Annotated in this window: 24 protein-coding genes and 2 pseudogenes; 3 read left to right on the top strand and 23 right to left on the bottom strand. The window is 30.6% G+C overall.

The genetic code is table 11. The features are described from left to right. Window positions 1–10: 10 nt before the first annotated feature. The 21 genes from KIB46_RS11450 to KIB46_RS11350 form a co-directional block, all read right to left on the bottom strand. Window positions 11–652 (bottom strand): hypothetical protein, encoded by a 642-nt coding sequence (locus tag KIB46_RS11450; protein ID WP_156561320.1) that lies wholly within the window; start codon window positions 650–652, stop codon window positions 11–13. Between the two features lie 144 nt (window positions 653–796). Continuing rightward, on the bottom strand, window positions 797–1,204 hold the full coding sequence (gene atpC / locus KIB46_RS11445; RefSeq protein WP_291672035.1) for an ATP synthase F1 subunit epsilon: 408 nt from the start codon (window positions 1,202–1,204) through the stop codon (window positions 797–799). A 13-nt stretch (window positions 1,205–1,217) separates the two neighbouring features. Continuing rightward, entirely contained in the window at window positions 1,218–2,609 is a 1,392-nt protein-coding gene (gene atpD / locus KIB46_RS11440; protein ID WP_156561318.1) for a F0F1 ATP synthase subunit beta, read from the bottom strand. A 16-nt stretch (window positions 2,610–2,625) separates the two neighbouring features. Beyond that, window positions 2,626–3,477, bottom strand: a complete 852-nt coding sequence (atpG, locus tag KIB46_RS11435; RefSeq protein WP_156561317.1) for an ATP synthase F1 subunit gamma — start codon at window positions 3,475–3,477, stop codon at window positions 2,626–2,628. 37 nt (window positions 3,478–3,514) lie between these two features. Next, complete coding sequence (atpA, locus tag KIB46_RS11430) at window positions 3,515–5,029, bottom strand: F0F1 ATP synthase subunit alpha (RefSeq protein WP_156561316.1); 1,515 nt, start codon at window positions 5,027–5,029, stop codon at window positions 3,515–3,517. Window positions 5,030–5,039: 10 nt separating this feature from the next. Then, a complete protein-coding gene (locus KIB46_RS11425) occupies window positions 5,040–5,579 on the bottom strand; it encodes a F0F1 ATP synthase subunit delta (RefSeq protein WP_156561315.1) in 540 nt (179 codons plus the stop codon). Between the two features lie 2 nt (window positions 5,580–5,581). After that, window positions 5,582–6,061: a F0F1 ATP synthase subunit B gene (locus KIB46_RS11420; protein ID WP_291672029.1), complete on the bottom strand. Its 480-nt coding sequence runs from the start codon at window positions 6,059–6,061 to the stop codon at window positions 5,582–5,584. A gap of 47 nt (window positions 6,062–6,108) precedes the next feature. After that, a complete protein-coding gene (gene atpE / locus KIB46_RS11415) occupies window positions 6,109–6,327 on the bottom strand; it encodes an ATP synthase F0 subunit C (RefSeq protein ID WP_027097064.1) in 219 nt (72 codons plus the stop codon). Window positions 6,328–6,354: 27 nt separating this feature from the next. Then, the gene (locus KIB46_RS11410; RefSeq protein WP_291672027.1) at window positions 6,355–7,038 is read right to left on the bottom strand and encodes a F0F1 ATP synthase subunit A; all 684 of its coding nucleotides are present in this window, start codon (window positions 7,036–7,038) and stop codon (window positions 6,355–6,357) included. 1 nt (window position 7,039) lies between these two features. Beyond that, window positions 7,040–7,396, bottom strand: coding sequence for a hypothetical protein (locus tag KIB46_RS11405; RefSeq protein WP_156561312.1), 357 nt, complete (start codon window positions 7,394–7,396; stop codon window positions 7,040–7,042). Between the two features lie 671 nt (window positions 7,397–8,067). Beyond that, window positions 8,068–9,249 (bottom strand): acetyl-CoA C-acetyltransferase, encoded by a 1,182-nt coding sequence (locus KIB46_RS11400; protein WP_291672024.1) that lies wholly within the window; start codon window positions 9,247–9,249, stop codon window positions 8,068–8,070. A gap of 117 nt (window positions 9,250–9,366) precedes the next feature. Then, window positions 9,367–10,515 carry a UDP-N-acetylglucosamine 2-epimerase (non-hydrolyzing) gene (wecB, locus tag KIB46_RS11395; protein ID WP_291672022.1) on the bottom strand — a complete coding sequence of 383 codons (1,149 nt, stop codon included), beginning with the start codon at window positions 10,513–10,515 and terminating at the stop codon, window positions 9,367–9,369. Window positions 10,516–10,539: 24 nt separating this feature from the next. Continuing rightward, a complete protein-coding gene (locus KIB46_RS11390; protein WP_156559511.1) occupies window positions 10,540–11,034 on the bottom strand; it encodes a deaminase in 495 nt (164 codons plus the stop codon). A 246-nt stretch (window positions 11,035–11,280) separates the two neighbouring features. Beyond that, complete coding sequence (upp, locus tag KIB46_RS11385; protein ID WP_099328885.1) at window positions 11,281–11,910, bottom strand: uracil phosphoribosyltransferase; 630 nt, start codon at window positions 11,908–11,910, stop codon at window positions 11,281–11,283. 16 nt (window positions 11,911–11,926) lie between these two features. Continuing rightward, window positions 11,927–12,376 carry a ribose 5-phosphate isomerase B gene (gene rpiB, locus KIB46_RS11380; protein ID WP_156559509.1) on the bottom strand — a complete coding sequence of 150 codons (450 nt, stop codon included), beginning with the start codon at window positions 12,374–12,376 and terminating at the stop codon, window positions 11,927–11,929. 60 nt (window positions 12,377–12,436) lie between these two features. After that, complete coding sequence (locus KIB46_RS11375; protein WP_156559507.1) at window positions 12,437–12,880, bottom strand: low molecular weight protein arginine phosphatase; 444 nt, start codon at window positions 12,878–12,880, stop codon at window positions 12,437–12,439. Window positions 12,881–12,892: 12 nt separating this feature from the next. After that, complete coding sequence (locus KIB46_RS11370) at window positions 12,893–13,942, bottom strand: L-threonylcarbamoyladenylate synthase (protein WP_156559505.1); 1,050 nt, start codon at window positions 13,940–13,942, stop codon at window positions 12,893–12,895. Between the two features lie 17 nt (window positions 13,943–13,959). Further along, a complete protein-coding gene (locus KIB46_RS11365) occupies window positions 13,960–14,547 on the bottom strand; it encodes a hypothetical protein (protein ID WP_156559503.1) in 588 nt (195 codons plus the stop codon). Window positions 14,548–14,604: 57 nt separating this feature from the next. Then, window positions 14,605–15,687: a peptide chain release factor 1 gene (gene prfA / locus KIB46_RS11360; protein WP_049178984.1), complete on the bottom strand. Its 1,083-nt coding sequence runs from the start codon at window positions 15,685–15,687 to the stop codon at window positions 14,605–14,607. Window positions 15,688–15,749: 62 nt separating this feature from the next. Then, window positions 15,750–17,540, bottom strand: coding sequence for a peptide chain release factor N(5)-glutamine methyltransferase (gene prmC / locus KIB46_RS11355; RefSeq protein ID WP_291672014.1), 1,791 nt, complete (start codon window positions 17,538–17,540; stop codon window positions 15,750–15,752). A gap of 12 nt (window positions 17,541–17,552) precedes the next feature. Next, window positions 17,553–18,143, bottom strand: coding sequence for a thymidine kinase (locus KIB46_RS11350; protein ID WP_291672012.1), 591 nt, complete (start codon window positions 18,141–18,143; stop codon window positions 17,553–17,555). Between the two features lie 174 nt (window positions 18,144–18,317). Between KIB46_RS11350 and rpmE the strand changes: the two genes are divergently transcribed. The 3 genes and pseudogenes from rpmE to KIB46_RS11335 all read left to right on the top strand — a co-directional run bounded on the left by rpmE (window position 18,318) and on the right by KIB46_RS11335 (window position 21,122). Next, window positions 18,318–18,530: a 50S ribosomal protein L31 gene (gene rpmE / locus KIB46_RS11345; RefSeq protein WP_027097078.1), complete on the top strand. Its 213-nt coding sequence runs from the start codon at window positions 18,318–18,320 to the stop codon at window positions 18,528–18,530. A 133-nt stretch (window positions 18,531–18,663) separates the two neighbouring features. After that, window positions 18,664–19,779: a glycosyltransferase gene (locus tag KIB46_RS11340; protein ID WP_156559497.1), complete on the top strand. Its 1,116-nt coding sequence runs from the start codon at window positions 18,664–18,666 to the stop codon at window positions 19,777–19,779. Window positions 19,780–19,901: 122 nt separating this feature from the next. Next, window positions 19,902–21,122 (top strand): annotated as a pseudogene (locus tag KIB46_RS11335) (IS256 family transposase). 123 nt (window positions 21,123–21,245) lie between these two features. On the opposite strand, the pseudogene KIB46_RS11330 reads toward KIB46_RS11335, so the two are convergent. Together KIB46_RS11330 and KIB46_RS16415 are read right to left on the bottom strand one after the other, a co-directional pair. Then, window positions 21,246–22,043, bottom strand: a pseudogene (locus tag KIB46_RS11330) (transposase); the annotation flags it as partial. Window positions 22,044–22,441: 398 nt separating this feature from the next. Further along, window positions 22,442–22,549 carry a transposase gene (locus tag KIB46_RS16415; RefSeq protein WP_363290418.1) on the bottom strand — a complete coding sequence of 36 codons (108 nt, stop codon included), beginning with the start codon at window positions 22,547–22,549 and terminating at the stop codon, window positions 22,442–22,444. Window positions 22,550–22,667: the final 118 nt, after the last annotated feature.

Here is a 22,667-nt window from a genome sequence, read left to right as displayed (position 1 = left end):
TAATGACTTATTAGTATGTTGAAAAAATTATTGGTGTACCAATAACTAAGTAAGTCCCTTTATCGTAGTTACTTACTGCAAAATTGACCCTTTCTCCATCTTGTAACTTAGCTGTTCCAACATAACCATTATGGATATCTAGGGCATTTATGTCTTTTATGTTTTGTACTTTAGTAATAAGATTTAATCCTTCTTCTGTATTATTTATTTTTCCCTTTATATATTTAAAATATCTAGGTTTGCTTGAAGTATAAACTTGTAATTGTGATAAATCTTGTATTAAATTTAGTATTTTTTTGTCTTTGCTAAAATTAGTTATTACTGCATCTACTAATGTTTTTTCTTTATTTTCATAAACAGTTATATTTATTTCTAAATTATTGCACTTTACAAAAATACCATTTTCCGTTATTTCAGAAATACTTGAATTATAATATTTTTTTACTTTTTTTTGTATTGAATTAAAAGTATCTTCTAGTGGCATATTACTTTCATATTCTATTTTCACACCGCTTTCTACAAAGGTACTTTCTTCTTTTATTAGTTTTTCAATAGAATAAAAATCACTATATGACCAACTAACTATAGGAAAAGCACTAATAAAAATAACAGAAAAAAGGAAACTTAATATAAGGCATACTCTAACCTTCACATATACCCCCACCTTTCCTTCATAATTATGGTCATTTATTCCATTTATTATACAATTACCTTATTTACTATTAGTATATAAAACTCGTATTTTTTTGTGAAAGATTGTCAAAAAAATATAATTTTTTACAAAAAAAAGCATCCACTAAATTGAATGCTTTTTTAAACCTATTCTTATATTTGCTCTAATTAACGCTGCCTGTGCTCTTGCAACATCAAACTTAGATGAATCTTTTATTCTTTTTTCAGCTCTTTCTTTTGCTTCTTCTGCTCTAGCTAAATCAATATCTTCAACTAATTCTGCTGCATCGCTACAAAACATTATTTCATTGTTATTTAGATTAATTACTCCCCTAGATGTAAATAGTTCTTTTTTATTTCCTGCCTTATCATAGAATATAGTAGCACTTGGCACTGTACTCATTATAATAGGGGCATGATTAGGTAGAAATTCAACTGCTCCGTTAACTGTATTTACAAATACTTTTTCTACTTCTTCGTTTATAACCATCTTACTAGGAGTTAAAATTTTCAACATAAAGGTTTTGGCCATTTTCCTCCACCTCTTATCCTAATGTTTTAGCTTTTTCAAGAGCTTCTTCTATAGTACCTACAAATAAAAATGCTGATTCTGGTATATCATCATATTTTCCATCTAAGATTTCTTTAAATCCTCTTACAGTTTCTTTTATTGGAACGTATTTACCTGTCATTCCTGTAAATTGTTCAGCTACTGTAAATGGTTGTGATAAGAATCTTTGAATTCTTCTTGCTCTTGAAACTACTGCTTTATCTTCATCTGATAATTCATCTACACCTAAAATAGCAATTATATCTTGTAATTCCTTATATCTTTCCAGTATGTTCTTTACCTCCATTGCCACTTCATAATGCTCTTTACCAACAACTCTTGGATCTAGAATTCTTGAAGATGATTCTAATGGATCAACTGCAGGGTAAATACCTAATTCCGAAATACTTCTTGATAAAACTGTTGTCGCATCTAAGTGAGCAAATGTTGTAGCTGGTGCTGGGTCAGTAAGGTCATCTGCTGGAACGTATACTGCTTGAACTGATGTTATAGACCCGTTAGTAGTAGATGTAATTCTTTCTTGAAGAGCACCCATTTCAGTTGCAAGAGTTGGTTGATATCCAACGGCTGATGGTATTCTTCCTAATAAAGCTGATACTTCTGAACCTGCTTGTGTAAATCTAAATATATTATCTATAAATAACAGTACGTCTTGACCTTTATCTCTAAAATATTCAGCCATTGTAAGACCTGTTAAAGCTACTCTCATTCTTGCTCCAGGTGGTTCATTCATTTGGCCAAACACTAATGCAGTCTTTTCTATAACCCCTGAATCCTTCATTTCATGGTATAAATCATTACCTTCTCTTGATCTTTCACCAACACCTGTGAATACAGATAGTCCACCATGTTCTTTAGCTATATTATTAATAAGCTCTTGAATCAGAACAGTTTTTCCTACACCTGCTCCACCAAAAAGACCTATCTTTCCACCTTTTTGATAAGGAGCTAGTAAGTCAATAACCTTTATTCCTGTTTCAAACATTTCTGGTTCAACCGATTGATCTTTGAAGCTAGGAGCTGGTCTGTGTATTGGATATTCTTCCTTTGCATTTACATCTCCAGCATTATCCATAGTTTTTCCTAAAACATTAAATAGTCTTCCTAGTACTTCTTCACCAACTGGAACTGCTATTGGTCTACCAGTATCTACAGCTTCCATACCTCTTCTTAGTCCTTCAGTAGCTTCCATTGCTATGGCTCTTACTATATCATCCCCCATATGTTGCTCAACTTCAGCTACTAATACATCTTCTCCCATATTTATATGAATAGCATTATATAAATTAGGAAGAGAGTCTGAATTAAACTTTATATCAACTACTGGTCCTATTACTTGAACCACTTTTCCTATCTTGCCAGGCATCTAATATACCTCCTTACTATTTTTGTGCTTCTGCTCCTCCAACTATTTCTGAAATTTCTTGAGTAATCATGCTTTGTCTAATTCTATTATATCTTATATTAAGTTCTTGAATTATATCATTTGCATTGCTTGTTGCTCCATCCATAGCTTGCATTCTAGCACTTTGTTCACTGCATTTTGCACTTAACATTAAAGCCCTTAACTTTCCTTTTAGATATATATCTAAAGAATCTGTAAGAACAGTTTTTAAATCAGGTTCTACTATTTGTTCTCCTACCTCTCCTACTGCTCTTTCAACAGGCAATAGTTTTTCACTTTTAACTTCTTGTTTTATAGGAGATACAAATTCTGTATATACAACATTAACCTCTGAAACTTCACCTGAAACAAATAGCTTTAAAGCTTTTTCATAAACTAGTTTAACTTCTTTTATAGTTGGTATATCAGGGATATCAACATATTCATCTATAGTTTCTAATCCGTTCCTTCTTAAATAAGATATTCCCTTACTACCTACACTAATTATTTTGCAATTATCCTTATCATCCTTAATTAAGCTATCTAAAAAAGCAACTACATTATTATTGTATCCAGCACATAATCCAGTATCAGAAGTGATTATTATATAAAGCTTATAATTACCATCATTTCCATCAAAATATGAAGTAGTAAGTTTTTCTTCTGATATTCTTGCTAAAGACTTCATGGTTTTTTCAGCTATTTCTAGATATTGCTCATTTATAGATAACTCTTTTCTACATTTTCTTAATTTAGAAGTGGCAACAAGTCCCATTGCATTTGTTATTTTCTTGGTACTTTCTACGGACTTTAATCTTCTCTTTATCTCTATAAGTCCAGCTGCTCCCATTATTCCACCTCCTAAAGAATTGCATAGCTTTTAAAAGCTATGCCTCTTGTAAAAATATCTTTTTATATTCAATAATTGTTTCTTCTAATGCTTTCTTTATTTCATCAGTTAAAACTTTTTCTGTTACTATTTTCTTTAATAATTCTCTTTGATGAGTATCCATATATTCTAAGAAACTTTTTTCAAATTTTCTTATATCACTAACTTTTATATCTGAAAGGAAGTCATTAACTGCTGCATATAAAATAACAATTTGCTTTTCAACAGCCATTGGTTCGTATTGATCTTGCTTTAATACTTCAATTAATCTCTTACCTTTTTCAAGTCTTCTCTTAGCATCTCTATCTAAATCTGATCCAAATTGAGAGAATGCTGCAAGTTCTCTATATTGCGCTAATTCTAATCTTAGGGTACCTGAAACTTGCTTCATTGCTTTAATTTGAGCATTACCACCAACTCTTGATACAGAGATACCTGCATTTACTGCTGGTCTTTGACCTTGATTAAATAAATCAGATTCTAAGAATATTTGACCATCTGTAATTGAAATTACATTAGTTGGAATATATGCTGTAACATCCCCTGCTAATGTTTCTATTATAGGAAGAGCTGTTAGTGATCCCCCTCCATTTTCAGCTGATAATTTAGCTGCTCTTTCTAACAATCTTGAATGAATATAGAATACATCTCCAGGGTATGCTTCTCTTCCTGGTGGTCTTCTAAGAAGTAATGACATTGTTCTATAAGCAACTGCATGCTTAGATAAATCATCATAAATGATTAGTACGTCCTTACCTTGATGCATAAAATATTCACCCATACTACATCCAGCATATGGTGCTAAGTATTGTAATGGTGCTGTATCTGATGCTGTAGAACTTACTATTATTGTATAATCCATAGCTCCCATTTCAGTTAATGTATTAACTATATGAGCAACTGTAGATTGTTTTTGACCTATAGCAACATAAATACAAATAACATCTTTACCTTTTTGATTTATAATTGTATCAATTCCTATAGCAGTCTTTCCTGTTTGTCTATCTCCAATTATAAGTTCTCTTTGTCCCTTACCTATTGGAATCATAGAATCTATAGCTTTAATACCAGTTTGTAGTGGTTCATTAACTGAACTTCTATCAATAATAGATGGAGCTGGGATTTCCATTGCTCTAGTATTACTAGTTTTTATAGGTCCTTTTCCATCAATAGGATTACCTAATGAGTCAACAACTCTTCCTATTAATTCTTCACCAACTGGAACTTGAACTATTCTATCAGTTCTCTTTACGATATCTCCTTCTTTGATTCCTTCTTCTGACCCTAGTAGAACACAGCCTACATTGTCTTGTTCAAGGTTAAGAGCCATACCATATACATTATTAGGGAACTCTAATAACTCCCCTTCCATACAATCATCTAATCCATATACTCTAGCGATACCATCACCAATTTGGATTATTGTACCAGAATCTACTTTTTGAATATGTTTTTCATATCTTTCAATTTCTTTTTTTATAATTGAAGTAATTTCTTCTGGTTTTATATTCATGGACTCACCTCTATTCTCTCTTAAGCATTATGTCTTTCATTTCCTCTAGTTTTGATTTTATTGTTCCATCAATAACATCATTTCCAACTCTTACGTATACTCCACCTAGAAGACTCTTATCTATTTCTGTAGTCATAATAATTTTCTTATTATACTGCTTTTCAAGTTTTTCTTGTAAATCAGAAATTTCACTTTCTAATAATGGTACTGCCGTCTTCACCACTGCTGATAGAATATTTTTTCTCTCAAGATCAATCTTTTCCATTTCATTAAGCTTTTCTCTTAAGTACAATATTCTATCTTTCTCTATAAGTATCAATAGAAATGAAAGTAATTCTTCATCTATTTTTCCTTTAAAAATATTTATAAATGTTCTCTTTTTATTTTTAGTACTTATTTGAGGATGTTTTACAACTTCATAAAAATCCTTATTATTTTCTATTAAGTCACAAATTTCTCTAAGGTCATTAATATACTCATCTACTTTGTCTTTTTCTTTAGCCACTTCATATAATGCTAAGGCATATCTTCTATCTAAATATTCGTACATATTTAACTACCTACCTTAGTTATAAAATCGCCTATTAATTCCCTTTGAGTACTATCTTCAAGCTTTTCTTCTATAGCCTTTGCAGATAATTCAATTGCTAAATTAACTACTTGTTTCTTTATTTCATATTGAGCTTTTTCTTTTTCTCTTTCTATTTCTAACCTTGCCCTATCAACTATAGCCTTAGCTTCTTTATTAGCATCATCTACTATTTCGCTATATACTTTATTAGCTTTTTGTTTTTTCTTTTCTATTATCTTCTTACCTTCTTCTTTAGAAGACTTAAGAATTCTTTCATTTTCTATTAAATATAACCTTGCCTTTTGAGATTCATCTTCTGCATTTGACAATTGTTCTTGTATATAATCTTCTCTTTCTTGTATAGCAATACCGATTTTTTCCCAAAAGAAGTGTTTAAGTATTAGTACTAAAATAAAAAAGTTTATTAACGTCATTAATAGAACTGATGGATCTATATTCATATGCTCTCAGCCTCCCTTCGGAGTCAATAATATCAACTCTTCTTAAACTATTTTATAACTATTAACATGATAGCTACTATTAACCCGTAAATAGCTGTTGCTTCTGAAAGACCTGCACCTAATATTAAAGCACTTTGAATCTTACCTGCTGCTTCTGGTTGTCTTGCAATTGATTCTGTTGCCTTTCCTGTTGCTATACCTATTCCTATACCTGCTCCAATTCCTGATAATACAGCTATACCTGCTGCAATTACTGATAAATCCATTTAAACTTCCTCCTTCAAATTTACATTCTAATGATGTTCTGCTGTCATTTTAATATTTATTATTGTTAGCATTGTGAATACTAGCATTTGAATGCTTCCATCAAACAAATCAAAGTATCCATGTGCTATAATTGGTGCCCCTATTTGAGCTAGCATTCCTATTGAACCTAATGCTTCATAAATCATTTCTATAAGCATGGTAGCTGCCATCATATTACCAAAAAGTCTAAGCGCCAATGATATTGGTAACATTACTCTTTCCATAATATTTAATGGAAGCATCATTAAGAATGGTTCTCCTAAGCCTTTTGTGTACCCCCACACACCATTTCTCTTAATTGCTGTATAGTTAATAACTAAGAATGATGTTAACCCAAGTCCTAAGGTAACACTTAAGTTTTGAGTTGGTGGTGCGATTCCTACTATTCCCAGTAAATTAAGAACTAATAAATATACAACTAAAGTTCCAACATAAGGAATATATCCAACATAACTTTCGCCCATATTATTTTTAACAAGTCCTTCTATAGTAGTATATAAGGTTTCTAATACTACCTGTCTCTTATCTGGCACCCTTTTAAGATTTCTTGTTAAAATATAGGCTGCGATTCCTAAAATCAGAATTACCGCCCATTGAACAACTATGTCTCTTGTAATGTTTATGGGGAAACCTCCGATATTAAAGGAAAAGATAGGTGCTACTGATTCCAACCTAAACACTTCCTTCCACTGTTAATGTGCAATAAAGTCTTATTCCTTGATCTAATATTATTCCAGCTAAATAGAACAATACTAATATAACATTATGGATAAATGGCAATATCACTACTAATACTAAAAGAACTCTAAGAATAGATGTCATTAAGATTAATATTTTATTTTTATGAATCCACCTTATAGTAGAAAATGATATTGCCAAATAATTTAGCATCCCAACTGTTATACCCAAGAAAAAAACTATTGCAGGCTTAAACGAAAATATTAAGCTAATGATTAAAGACATAAATAAACCAACTAGCATATCATATTTTGTGATTTTTCGTTTCAAGTTATTCATCTCTTTACTCATTGAGCACGCCCCTCTCGTTTACTCTTATGTATTATAGACCCACAATAAACTTTAAGAAAACCTTATTTTTTCTTAAAAAGACTTAAAATTGTTTAAATTTTGAATTTATATATGTGATATTAGCTATTCTCTTAACAAACATCGCTAACTTTCCTATTTTCAACAATAATACATAAATTTATTTATAGTTATTCATTTTTTTAAATATTCAGAAAATTAAATTATTCTATACGAACACTTGATAACATTTTCATTTGATACTTTGTTTAAATATTTTATTATATTTTTTTAATTTATTCATAGTTATAGCGTATTAACTACCATTTATCCTATATTTTCAATATTATCTTGAAACAGATTATTCCTATTTATTCATTTATTTATTTAAAATAAGTATTGTTTTCTTTAGAAATTCTCCTATTCTCATATAATATATCACTATTTTAATAGAAAATACTCATATTTTTAAGAATTTATTTCTTTGCAGTATCAAAAAATAGTAGAGAGTAGTTACATTTTTAACTTTCTTACATAAAAAAATCGCCAAGACCACTGTAAAACCATCTATTTTTTCGTCCATCTGAATAAGTGATATTCCCAATTTTAATTTTGTAAAAACAAAAAAGAATGTATTAGAATATGTCTAATACATTCCTAAATATATGTGTATATTATACTCTTTCAACAATAAGAGCTGTTCCCATTCCACCACCTATACAAAGTGTAGCTAAACCTCTCTTAGCATCTCTCTTTTCCATTTCATAAAGTAAAGTTGTTAATATTCTAGCTCCTGAAGCTCCTACTGGATGTCCTAAAGCAATAGCTCCACCATTTACATTAACCTTACTCATATCAAAGTTAAGGTCTTTAGCAACTGCTAAACTTTGAGCTGCGAATGCTTCATTAGCTTCTATCAAATCCATATCCTCAACAGTTAAATTAGCTGCTTCTAATGCTTTCTTTGTTGCATGGAATGGTCCATAACCCATTATTGCTGGATCTAATCCCTTAGAACCATAAGAAACAATCTTAGCTAAAGGTTTAACTCCTAATTCAGCTGCCTTTTCTGCACTCATAATAACAAATGCAGCTGCACCATCATTAATTCCTGAAGCATTACCTGCTGTAACTGTACCATCTTTAATAAACGCTGGCTTTAATTTAGCTAATTTTTCAGCAGTTGTTCCGAATCTTGGGAATTCATCAGTATCAAATACTATTGGATCTCCCTTTCTTTGTGGAATAACAACTGGAACTATTTCATCTTTGAATTTTCCAGCCTTTATTGCTGCTTCTGCCTTAGCTTGAGAAGCTGCTGCAAATTCATCTTGCATTTCTCTAGTTAATCCCCATTGTTCAGCTATATTTTCAGCTGTAACCCCCATATGGTAGTTATTAAAGGCATCCCAAAGAGCATCTTTTATCATTGTATCAACTAATTTTCCATCACCCATTCTTTGTCCCCATCTTGCTTTATCTAAAACATATGGAGCCGCAGACATATTTTCCATACCACCAGCAACTACGATATCAGCATCTCCTGCCTTAATCATTTGTGCTGCTAATGCAACAGTTCTTAAACCTGAACCACAAACCTTATTTATTGTCATAGCTGGTACTTCATTTGGTAACCCAGCTTTTAAAGTAGCTTGTCTAGCCACGTTTTGTCCTAGACCTGCTTGGATAACATTTCCCATCACTACTTCTTCAACTTGTTCTGGATCTATTCCTGCTCTCTTAACTGCTTCCTTAATTACAATAGCTCCTAATTCTGCTGCTGGAACATCTTTTAATGATCCACCAAATGAACCTAAAGCTGTTCTTGCTGCACTTGCAATAACTACTTCTCTCATTTCATATACCTCCTAAATTCAAAAAAACTCATTTATCTTTGTTAAACTATTAACACAATTACAATTATACCATTTTTCACATATTTTTCAAGGAATATTTGTTAAAATTTAGACAAACTATCTCTTAAATTCCTCTACTTCTTTATCACTTAAATCAAAATATCTTAATATGGCATCTGCAATTCTCTCTGATGCCTTACCATCACCATATGGATTTACTGATTTACTCATTTTTTCATAGGATTCTCTATTTTGAATTAATTCATTAGCTTCATTTACAATTTTCTCTACATCTGTCCCAACTAATTTTACTGTACCATACGCTACTGCTTCTGGCCTTTCTGTAACATCTCTAAGAACTAAAACTGGCTTTCCTAAGTGTGGTGCTTCTTCTTGTAAACCACCTGAATCAGTCATTACCATAAAACACTTATTCATTAAATTATGTGTTTCTTTTGTGTCTAATGGTGGTAATAAATGAATTCTATCGTTTCCACCTAATTTTTCATGAACAACATCTTTTACTACAGGATTTAAATGTACTAGATAAACTAATTCCACATCCTTATTATCCTCTACAATTTTATTTAATGCTTTACAGATATTCTCTATTCCTTTTCCCCAGTTTTCTCTTCTATGGGCAGTTATCATTATTACTTTCTTATTTACATAATCTATTTTATTTAATTCTTCATTTTCAAATTTATAATCTTCCTTAACTGTATGAAGCATAGCATCTATTACAGTATTTCCTGTAATATATATATCATTTTCGCTTATTCCTTCTCTTAAAAGATTATTTTTTGATCCTTTTGTTGGTGCAAAGTGTAAATCAGCTAATGATCCTGTTAACTTTCTATTCATTTCTTCTGGAAACGGAAAATACTTATCAAAAGTTCTTAATCCTGCTTCAACATGACCAACATTTATTTGTTGATAGAATGCTGCTAATGCACCTGCAAATGTAGTTGTTGTATCTCCATGAACTAATATCATATCTGGCTTTTCTTTTATAAAAACCTCTTCTAAACCTTCAAGCACTCTATTAGTAATACCAGTTAAAGATTGTTTACTTTTCATTATATTTAAATCAAAATCCGGCTTAATTTCAAAATACTCTAGAACCTGATCTAACATCTCCCTATGTTGTGCAGTAACACACACCTTAGATTCTATTTCTTCTCTTTTTTCTAATTCTTTGACTAACGGTGCCATCTTAATTGCTTCTGGTCTTGTTCCAAAGATGGTAATAATCTTCTTTTTCAATTTACTTACCTCCAAATATAATTGTTAATATCCAAATTCTTTACTTATTGCTAATGAATCATCCTCATCAACCCATGATGAAACATCTATAACTCTATACTCACTTTTACTATCTCTAATAATTACATTTTCTATGCCTGAATTTATTATCATTCTTTTGCACATGGAGCAGGAATTGGCATCTTTTACATACTCTTTAGTGTTAGCGTCTTTACCTACTAAATATAATGTTGCTCCAATCATATCTCTTCTTGAAGCACTAATGATAGCATTAGCTTCACTATGTACGCTTCTACACAACTCGTAATGAGTACCTCTTTTAACATTTAGTTTTTCTCTAATGCAGGTTTGCATATCTATACAATTTTTTCTTCCCCTTGGTGCTCCAGTATATCCAGTAGAAATTATCTCATCATTTTTCACTATTATAGATCCATAATTTCTTCTTAAGCACGTCCCTCTTTCTGCCACAGTTTCCGCTATATCAAGATAATAATTATCCTTATCTCTTCTTCTCATAACCTACTCCTTATTTACTAAATATAATTTTTATATTCTTATTAAATTATATATTAGTTTAATATCTCTGTAAATCACTGTATATTTTCATAAAACGGGTTATGTTGATATTTATTTTCCTTGTTCCATGGCAAGATCCAAGTCGCAAAAAATAAATATCTATTCCTTTCATACTTAAGGTAATGAAAAATAAAGAGAAATTGCAAAGCAATTTCTCCCCCCTTAACTATTTAATTTATATATTAACTATTTAGTTCCAAATAGTCTATCCCCTGCATCCCCAAGACCAGGTACTATATATCCTTTTTCGTTTAACTTTTCATCTATTGAAGCTACGTATATATCTACATCTGGATGTGCTTCTTGTACTGCTTTTATTCCTTCTGGAGATGAAATTAAACAAGCAAGTCTTAAATTCTTAGCTCCTCTTTGCTTTAATAAAGTTAAGGCATCAGCTGCAGATCCTCCAGTTGCTAGCATTGGGTCAACAACTATTACTTCTCTTTCAGCTATATCTTGTGGTAACTTACAGAAATACTCAACTGGCTTTAAAGTTTCTTCATCTCTATATAAACCTATATGTCCAACCTTAGCTGCAGGAATTAAACTTAACATTCCATCTACCATACCTAGTCCAGCTCTTAATATAGGAACTATAGCAACCTTCTTACCTGCTAACATCTTACATTTAGTCTTACAAATTGGTGTTTCAATTTCTACTTCTTCCATGCTAAAATCTCTAGTTACTTCATACCCCATTAACATGGCAACTTCACTTACTAATTGTCTGAAGTCTTTAGATCCTGTGTCCTTACTTCTAATAAATGCTAACTTATGTAGTATTAGCGGATGATTGATTTCAACTACTTTACTCATTTCTTATCCCTCCAAGTTATTTATAATATTTTTTTTCAATCTCAGTTATTTTATTTATTCTTGCTAGATGTCTATCACCTTCAAATTTAGCACCTAAGAATGTTTTTACTATATCTAGTGCTAATCCAGGTCCAACAACTCTTGCACCTAATGCTAATATATTTGCATCATTATGCTCTCTTGTTGCATGTGCACTAAAAGTATCTGAGCATAAAGCTGCTCTTATTCCTGGAACCTTATTAGCTGCAATACTTATACCTATTCCTGTTCCACAAATTAGAATTCCAAGATCACATTCCTTTGATGCAACAGCTTCTGCTGCCTTTAATGCATAGTCAGGATAATCACATGACTCTTTAGAATATGTACCAAAATCCTCTACATCATACCCATTCTCTTTTAGATAAGATATAATTTCCTCTTTTAACTCAAATCCACCATGATCTGCTCCTAAAGCTATTTTCATAGTGCCACCTCCATTGTTATGTATATTCATAAAAAAAGAAAGAATAGGCATATACATACCTTAATCTTTCTTTATTTTTGACAATAATAAAGATACTAATTCCCTTATCTGATTGTAAGTGTTTTTATAAACAGAAACTGTGCCACCGTAAGGATCTTTAATTTCACCCTCTACGCCAACATACTCAGATAAAGTAAATATCTTATTCTTATAGTTCTTATAATATTTTATTAAATAATCTCTCTCACACTTAGTCATGGCTAAAACTAAGTCTGATTCTTCTAGTAATTCATTTTCTATTTGTTTAGCTTTTTTATTTTTCAAATCAAGTTTAAGTTCTCTATAAATTAATTCAGCTGATTCCTTACTTACATTACTTCCTGGTAAAATTGATATTCCAGCTGAATTTGAGGTAATATTATCATCTGTATTTAAGCTGTTAAAAACAGCTTCTGCCATATTACTTCTACAAGTATTTCCTGTGCATACAAAGAGAACTTTCATATTTACCTCCAACTAAACATTTATAATATCAAAACCTGCAGACTTCTGTAATCTATTCATTATAGCTAAGCCCACCCCTTCTTCATCATAAGCCTCTGCAAGAATTATATCAACATTTTTATCATCTAAACTTCTTAGTGCTTCAAATAAATTTTGGGCTACTTCAGATAGATTTTCCTTACTTCCAACCACTAGTACCTCACCTAATTTATAGTGAGATGAGTTTTCCTTAGAAGATAGAATTCCAACCTTTTTACCTTCATCTATATAATTGTGTACCAACTGATTAATTTTTTCAACAGTTTTTTTTCTATTTCCTTTTATAATTTTAACTTTTGCATTTGGTGCATAATGACGATATTTCATTCCAGGTGCCTTTGGCTTAAAGTCCTGGCTTGGTTTTTCCATTATAGCTTTATCAATTTCTATACTAGGGTCAATTTCTCTTAGCATCTCTAATGTTATTCCACCTGGTCTTAATACCATAGGAGGAGTAACCGTACAGTCTACTATAGTGGACTCTACTCCTACTTCACTCTTTTCTCCACCAATAATATAGTCTACCCTTCCCCTTAAATCTTCTACACACCTTTCTATATCAGTAGGGCTTGGTCTGCCACTAATATTTGCAGAAGGTGCTGCAATAGGTGTATTAGCAAGTTCTATTAATTTAAGGGCAATGTCGTTACTTGGCATTCTTATCCCTATTGTATCTAAATTAGCACTAGTTACATTAGGAATTATATTTTTTTTCTTCATTATAATAGTTATTGGTCCTGGCCAAAATTTATCCATTATCTTTTTTGCTATCTTTGGAACTTCTTCTACCAAATCACTTATTTCTTTACTTGCAACATGAACTATTAAAGGATTATCCTGAGGTCTACCCTTTGCAATAAATATTTTTTGAACTCCATTTTCATCTAAAGCATTAGCTCCCAATCCATATACTGTTTCTGTTGGAAATGCTACAATACCTCCAGACCTTATTACTTCTGCTGCTTCTTTTATGTATATTAAATCCTTCTCTAAACTATTAACTATGGCTACTTTTGTTTCCAAGCTTATTCCTTCCTTCTTTACACTAAAGTTTGTCCTCTTGCTATTTTTATATTCTGAATACATTCATCAGTATATGTAGCTCTCACACAATTTTTATATATAGTATCTAAAATCATGTATTTCTTAAGGCCACCTCTTCTTATTACTTGATAATAATATATGTTCTCTGGTTGAAGTTCTTTAATTCTCCTATATTCCTCAGATGCTATAGGATATTTCTTAAAAAATATAGAACCTATTGGTTTTAAAGACTTATTTTTAAAGTTTACTGTAGTTACAATAATGATCTCCATATCCTCTTCCATTTTTTCAGTATGTACTAACGCAACCTTATCACACAAAATCACACTTTCATTTGAAAGCAACCCATTCTTAAATCTTAATTTATTATTACTACAAATATAATCTAATTTATAATAATTCATTTTATTTATAACAGCAACAAATATAAGAAATTCAATAAATAACAGATAACTTAAGTAAAATGTATTAGTAAGTCCAGTTAACAATAAAATAATAGGTAAAGTAATAGCAAGAACAATCATAAAAATATAAAACTTTTTTAAGAACTTTTTTTCTCTTTTTATCGCCTTATATATATTCATACCTTCCCCCACTAGCATAAAAGCCCTACATTTTTAAATGCAAGGCTTTCTTTGATATTACATATCTGTATTTCCCATTTGTTTCATTTTTTCAGCTTGATCTGCAGTTATAAGTGCATTTACCACTTCATCTATATCACCATTTAAGAAGGCCTCTAATTTATAAAGAGTTAATCCTATTCTGTGATCTGTAACTCTACCTTGAGGATAATTATAAGTTCTTATTCTTTCACTTCTATCCCCTGTACCAACTTGACTCTTTCTATCTTCAGCAATGCCTGCATTTCTTTCTGCTTCTGCTTGTTCATAAAGTCTAGCTCTTAATATCTTTAAAGCTTTTTCTTTATTCTTTAACTGAGACTTTTCATCTTGACATGAAACTACTAAACCTGTTGGTAAGTGAGTCATTCTTACAGCTGAGTCAGTAGTATTAACGCATTGTCCACCGTTTCCTGATGCTCTAAATACGTCTATCTTTAAGTCTTTTTCATTAATTTCTATTTCTACATCATCAACTTCTGGTAAAACTGCAACTGTTGCAGTTGATGTATGAATTCTACCACTTGATTCAGTATCTGGAACTCTTTGTACTCTGTGAACTCCACTTTCGTACTTAAGCTTTGAATATGCTCCGTTACCCTTAATCATGAATACTACTTCTTTGAAACCACCAATATCAGTTTCATTAGCACTCATTAATTCAACAGTCCATCTATTGTTTTCTGCATATCTTGTATACATTCTAAATAAGTTTGCTGCAAATAGAGCTGCTTCGTCTCCACCTGCACCACCTCTAATTTCAACAAATACGTTCTTATCATCATTAGGATCCTTAGGTAATAATAAAATTTGAATTTCTCTTTCTAATTCTTCTTCTCTAGTAGTTAAATCAGAGATTTCTTCTTGAAGCATTTCTCTCATTTCTTTATCATTTTCTTCTGCTAACATCTCTTTATTAGCCTCTAGATCCTCAGTAACTTGTTTATAATTTCTATATGCATTAACTATTATTTCTAACTCGGCATGCTCTTTACAAAGCTTTCTCCATTCATTTTGATTGGCCATTATTGATGGATCACTTATCTTTACAGATAATTCATCATACTTATTTTCTATGAAAGCTAATTTATCTAATAACATGATATCACTCCGTACTTCATTTTTTCACATTTTAGTATTATATCACATAATCTTCGCTATTTTCAACAAGCAAACTTTCCTAATACTACTCTATCTAATCCTGCTAAGTCTTTTACCACCTTAACCTCTACAAATCCATTTTCTTCCAATAAGTTTTTTACACTTTCACCTTGGTCATATCCTATTTCAAAACAAAGCATTCCACCTTCTAATAAAGTTTCTTTACTTTGCTCTACAATCTTTCTATAGAATACAAGACCATCTTCTCCACCACTTAAAGCAGTTTTAGGTTCATAATCCTTTACGTCTTCCATTAGTGTTTCTATTTCTTCTTCTTTTATATAAGGAGGATTTGAAACAATAATATTATATCTTTTATTCACTTTTATTACTTCATCTAATAAATCACTCTTTATAAAGCTTACCCTATCTTCTAAATTATTCCTTATTATATTCTTTTTAGTCACCTTTTCTGGAACTGGATATAAATCTATCTCATCAACTTTAATGTCAGGTCTATAATGGGCTAGTGAAATTCCAATTGCACCACTTCCAGAGCATAAATCACATACTTCTAACTCTTTATTTATAGGAATTAATTTCAGAACCTCTTCTACTAGTACTTCAGTATCACTTCTTGGGATAAGTACTCCTTCTTCTACATAAAAGTCTAACCCCATAAAATCACATTCTCCTAGTATATACCTAACAGGCATTTTATTTTGACGCTTCTTTATTAAATCAAAATATTTTACCTTATTTGAATTTGATACCTTCTCTGTAGAATTTGTAATTAAATATAATTTATCCTTTTCTAAAACTTTTCCAAGTAATAATTGTGAGTCTAGTCTAGATGTATCTATATCAGCATCTCCTAGTATTTTAGTCCCTTCGTTTAAAAGTTCACCTATTGTTTTTTCCTTATCTTCGATACCTTCAGCCGCCTTTAGTGATGCTATTGCAACTTCTATTTGCTTATCATCTGGCTCCCTTGTTGTTAACCCTTGAAGTTTTATTCCTGGATAAGAAATTATTCTAGCTAGAACACCATTACTCTTACCTAACCACTTTATAATTTCATATGTTATTCCAGCTACAATTGGTATCAATAATATTCTTAATATTATTCTCTGTAAAAATCCTCCCCATCCTGTAAATGAGAAAATAAATACACTTACAAACATAATTAAAAATAAAAAGTTAGTACCACACCTTGGATGAAATCTTGAGAACTTCTTTACATTTTCAACTGTAAGCTCTTCTTCCGCCTCATAACAGAAAATAGCTTTATGCTCTGCTCCATGATATTGAAATACCCTGTACATATCATCTAACTTTGCAATTCCCCATATATATATTACCAAGATTGATATTCTTATAGCGGCTTCTATTAAATTTAATAATATTGGTGAAATACCAAATCCTTTAAATATAGTTGCTATAGCTGTAGGTAATCCTATAAACAATCCAATAGCAAGTAAAAATGCTATTCCCATTGTTATACTCATAATTATATCTTCAGCTCTTTCCCCATATTTTTTTCTAAGCCACCCTTCAAACTTATCTAACAGCTTTTCAAATTTTGATTCTGGCTCATAATCTTCATCCTCTTTAACAAATGAAGCTGAATGATTTAAAGAATCCATTCCTATTTTTAAGGAATCTACCAATACAAATATCCCTCTTATAATTGGAATATTTAAGAACTTATATTTTTTAGTTAATGGTACTACTTTTTCAACCTTTACATCAATCTCTCCATCTTCTTTTCTTACCGCTATTGCCATTCCTCTAGAGCCTCTCATCATTACTCCTTCAATAACAGCTTGCCCACCAACATCTTTTCTTTTCATATTATCACTCACTTACTTCTCTTCATTTTTATATTTATAGTAGCATTGTCCACATAAGGATTCATATTCAACATTATCTACTGTATCAATAGCTATTTGATCTCCTGAAAAAACAAATTTTTCATTAACCTTTCTACCATTTAATAAAGCTTTATTCCCACATTTACATATAGTTTTCATCTCTTCTATACTATGAGCAATTAAAAGAAGTCTTTCACTTCCTTCAAACCCTTCCATCTTAAAGTCGGTTCTTAATCCATAACATATTACTGGAATTTCTAAGGTAACAGCTATCTCAAACAATTCATCTATTTGATGCTTTCTCATAAATTGCACCTCATCTACCAATATACAATCCAACTTACCACTTAACTCTATATTTTCCTTAACTTCACTAATAATATCCGTATATTTATCTACAATCATATCAACCTTTACTTCAACGCCTAATCTAGAAACAAGTCTATCTCCACCCTTTTTATCAGTAGAAGGTTTGATTAATAAAACTCTCATTCCTCTTTCTTTATAGTTATAGGCAACCTGCATTAAATGAGTTGATTTACCTGAATTCATAGCACCATATCTAAAATATAACTTACTCATATAAAATAATCTCTCCTCTTATCTTTGGTTATAAAAATTATATCATTTTACAAATTGATTAAAAAGTACTTTTAAAAATAACCTCTTCTTGACTCGAAATATGCCTTGTGATATACTCAAATAGTTATTTAAGATGTTCACATTTAGTGGACAATTTCGAAAGAGGTGAAATAAATGAGAGAAGGCATACATCCTGAATACCACCACGATGCTGTGGTTAAGTGTGCATGTGGAAATACTTTTACAACAGGTTCAGTTAAAGATGAACTTAAAGTAGAAATATGCTCTAAATGCCACCCATTCTTCACTGGTAAGCAAAAGGCTGTGAACGTCGGCGGAAGAGTTGACAAGTTCAATAAGAGATTTAACCTTAACCAAGGTAAGTAAGAAATTATGGGAAAGACTACTAGTCTTTCCCATTTTCTTTTTCTTAAAATTACTTTAACATTGAGATTTTTTACATAAATCATGTTAAACTATATCTAGGAATTATATAACATAATAAAAGCGAGTGAATTAAATGAAAAAAGTTTTAATCTTAACTACTTCTACAGGTCAGGGGCATAATCAAGCTGCAAATTCATTATTAGAAACTTTTGAATCTGAAGGCTTTACATGCATTAAGCATGACTTCCTTGAAGGTAATAATAAGTTTTTAAATGATATTATAGTTCAAGGTTATGAAATATCTGCATCAAAATTTCCTAAGATATATGGTTGGACTTATAAATTAACAGATCATAAATTTATATATAAGTTTTTACCTTTAGTTTTTAAAGGAACAGATAAAAAACTAACCAAACTTATTGAAGATAAAAAACCCGATATAATAATTGGTACTCATCCTTTTACTGTTAATATAATATCTCGATTAAAGAAGAAGGGTATGAAGATACCATTTATCTCTGTAGTTACTGATTTTAAAGCACACTATACATACGTTCATCCCTCTGTTGATGCCTATATAACTGGTAGTCAATTTACTAAAGACTCCCTTATAAAACAGGGTATAGATTCTTCAAAGATTTTTCCTTACGGTATACCTATACGAGAAAGTTTCTTTGAAAGAGATGAAACAATACCAGAAATTAAAGATGAAGAATACTTCAATTTATTATTAATGAGTGGCAGTATGGGATTAAAAAATATATCCTATGTCTTAGATGAGCTTTTAAATAATAAACATAAATTAAGAATAACTGTTGTTTGTGGAAAAAATAAAAAACTAAAATACTCTTTATTAAAAAAATCCCAACACACTTATATAAATAAGAAGCTTCATATTTTAGGTTTTTCAAATGATATAGCTTCATTTATGGAATATTCAGATTTAATAATTTCAAAACCAGGTGGACTTACAGTAAGTGAAGCAATAGTAAAAAATCTTCCTTTAATAATTCCCTTTGCAATTCCTGGACAAGAAATGGAGAATACTGAATTTTTAGCATCTAATGGATATGCATATTATATAAATAATGTTAAGGAAATTAACAATCTCATAGATATGTTAATTGATAATCCTAAACATTTAATTGATGCTAAAAAGAATTTGAAAGAATTATCTTCTACTTACTCAATTAAAGCAATAGTAGATTTAGCTAATAATCTTATAGAAAAAAAACAACTGGAAACTTAGTTTCCAGTTATTTCAGACTGTAGACAAAAAGCATTTTCTCAAATTAGGAGAGTGTAAAATAGTCTGTGTAAACTTCAGAAGATAATGTATAATAAATTATCTATACGAGGAGGACACAGACTATGTCATTTTCAAAAGAAGAAATTAAAAGGATTATAGCAGCAAATCCAAATATGAAAACAGCTGATGATGTTCAGAATGTTTTAAAGGATCTCTTTGGAGAATTGCTTTAGCAAATGCTTGAAGCGGAGATGGATAACCATCTTGGTTGCTCTAAATATGATTATCAAAACAAAAATACTACTAACAGTCGTAACGGAAAAAGTAGTAAGACTATGAAATCTAATCTAGGTTATTTTGACTTAGATGTTCCAAGGGATCGAGAAGGTTCATTTGAACCTGAAATTGTTAAGAAACACCAAACGGATGTATCGCACTTAGAAAACTCTATAATAGGCATGTATTCTAAAGGAATGAGCACAAGAGATATTGCAGCACAAGTTAATGAAATTTACGGTATGGATGTTTCACCGACACTTATATCTAATATAACTGACAAGGTAATTCCTATGATTAAGGAATGGCAAAATAGGCCTCTTGATGAAGTGTATCCTATTATATTTATGGATGCTATTCACTTTAAGGTTAGAAAAGATAATGCAGTAGTTTCTAAGGCTGCTTATGCAGCAATCGGTGTGAATATGCAAGGTAAGAAAGAAGTACTTGGGATTTGGATAGGTGCATCAGAGTCATCAAAGTATTGCCTTTTAGTTCTTAACGAATTAAAAAATCGAGGAGTAAGAGATATTTTAATAACATCTGTAGATGGATTAAATGGATTTACTGAAGCTATTAAAGCAGTATATCCTAATACTTAAATTCAAAAATGCATAATCCATCAAATAAGAAACTCAAGTAAATATCTATCATATAAGGATTTAAAGGCATTTAATGCAGACTTGAAACTTGTATATACTGCCAGCACTGAAGAACAGGCGTTAGCGCAGCTAGATAAGTTAGAAGATAAATGGGGTGAAAAATACTTGATTGCTATAAAATCCTAGAGAAATAATTGGGATGAACTAGCTACATTTTTTAAGTATCCACCTGAAATAAGAAAGATTATCTATACTACCAATGCGATGGAAAGTTATAATCGCCAATTGAGAAAAGTAACTAGAACTAAATTGATATTTCCAAATGATGAATCATTAATGAAAATCTTATATTTAGCTACAATTGATATTGGTAAAAACTGGACTCAATCTATTCGAGGATGGGCTCAAATATTAGCACAGCTTTCTATCTTCTTCGAATGGCGTTTAGACGACCAATTATTTTAAATTAAAATTTTAAACTCTTATTAAATCACAGATATTATTACATACATTTTCTATAAATATAAAAATAAGGTTGGATGTATAAAGTATACTTACAACCTACAATAAAAAATATTTTTCTAAAGTTTACACAAAATTATTGACATACTCCAAATTAGAGAAAATGCTTTTTGCTATTATTCTTAAACTTAATTTGTACATTTTTATAGGAGAGTGATTGAGTGGGCTATCGGAGCGATAGCTACCACGCTTTTTCCACAGATGGTTTGCCATCTTCTTCAAATTCATGCATGCATAAATAAGCGTGACCTCTATAGTAACTTTAGCCAAGCTTCTTAAATGTGTATAACGCATACCATGCTTTTCTTTAGCATCTGCAAAAACCCGTTCTATTGTTTCTTTACAAGCTTTATATACAAATTTTACATATTTGTCATGTCTAAGATGATTTGCTTCATCAACAAACTCTTTCCAAATATGTTGAGTAATAACCTTTTGATGATTTTTACTATTAGTACATTTATCTAAATAAGGACACTTACTACATTCGCATGGATTTGATTTATATTCCCTGTATCCATCTCGGTTTGTAGTGCTATATTTTAATATTTTAAAATTAGGACATATATAACAATCGTTGGCTTCATAAAAAACATAGTCATGCTTTTTAAAGACCCCTTCTTTAGTCATAGGACGTTTATAATGAAGTACTGGTAAGATATTATCAGTAAATAGTTGTTTACAAATATACGGTGTAATATACCCCGCATCCATAGCTATAGCTATGATTTCATCAGTAGAAAATCTATCTTTTAACTTTTCATATAGTCCAATAAAACCAACACTATCATGGATGTTACCACTCGTAATATCGAACTCTAGTATATAGTTATTTTTATCGCAAGCTGTATGCGCTGAATAAGCAAAACACTTCTCTTTTTAACTTTTAAAAAACATACCACTATCTGGATCGGTATTACTTACTGTGGCAACTTTCGTTTCGGTAGGCTTATTTTCTTTGTTCAAAAGTTTCTTACCGTGTTTTATTCTATCTTCATTTATTTCTTTATCTAATTGTTCCTGATACTTCTTTGCTTAAACATCAATTTCTTGCTTAGTATACTTTTTCTTATTTGCACTTGCTTTTATATGAGTAGAATCTATGTACACCTCAGATAAGTTAATAAAACCGTGTTTATTAGCTTGCTCTAGGATTTTAGTAAATATATTATTAAACAAACTAGTATTCTTAAATCTTCTTTCATAGTTTTTATTAAAAGTAGAAAAGTGAGGTATCTTTCTGTAAATGAATATCCAATAAACTATCTATAAGCTATATTCACTTCAATTTCTCTTATTGTTTGTCTCATTGAAGGAATTCCAAATAAATATTGAATCATAACAATTTTTATTAGAACTACTGGATCAATGCTTGGCGCGCCGAACGCACAATGTCGTCAACTTAAGAAAAAATAAAAATTAAATATAAAAGATACTTGACAATAGATAGGAAATTTGCAGCCTCGCTATAGACAAATAAATTTATAG

This window comes from Clostridium sp. (genome assembly GCF_018372875.1).
In the GTDB taxonomy this organism is placed as follows: Bacteria; Bacillota; Clostridia; order Clostridiales; family Clostridiaceae; genus Clostridium.
This window is presented reverse-complemented; position numbering and strand designations above follow the sequence as displayed.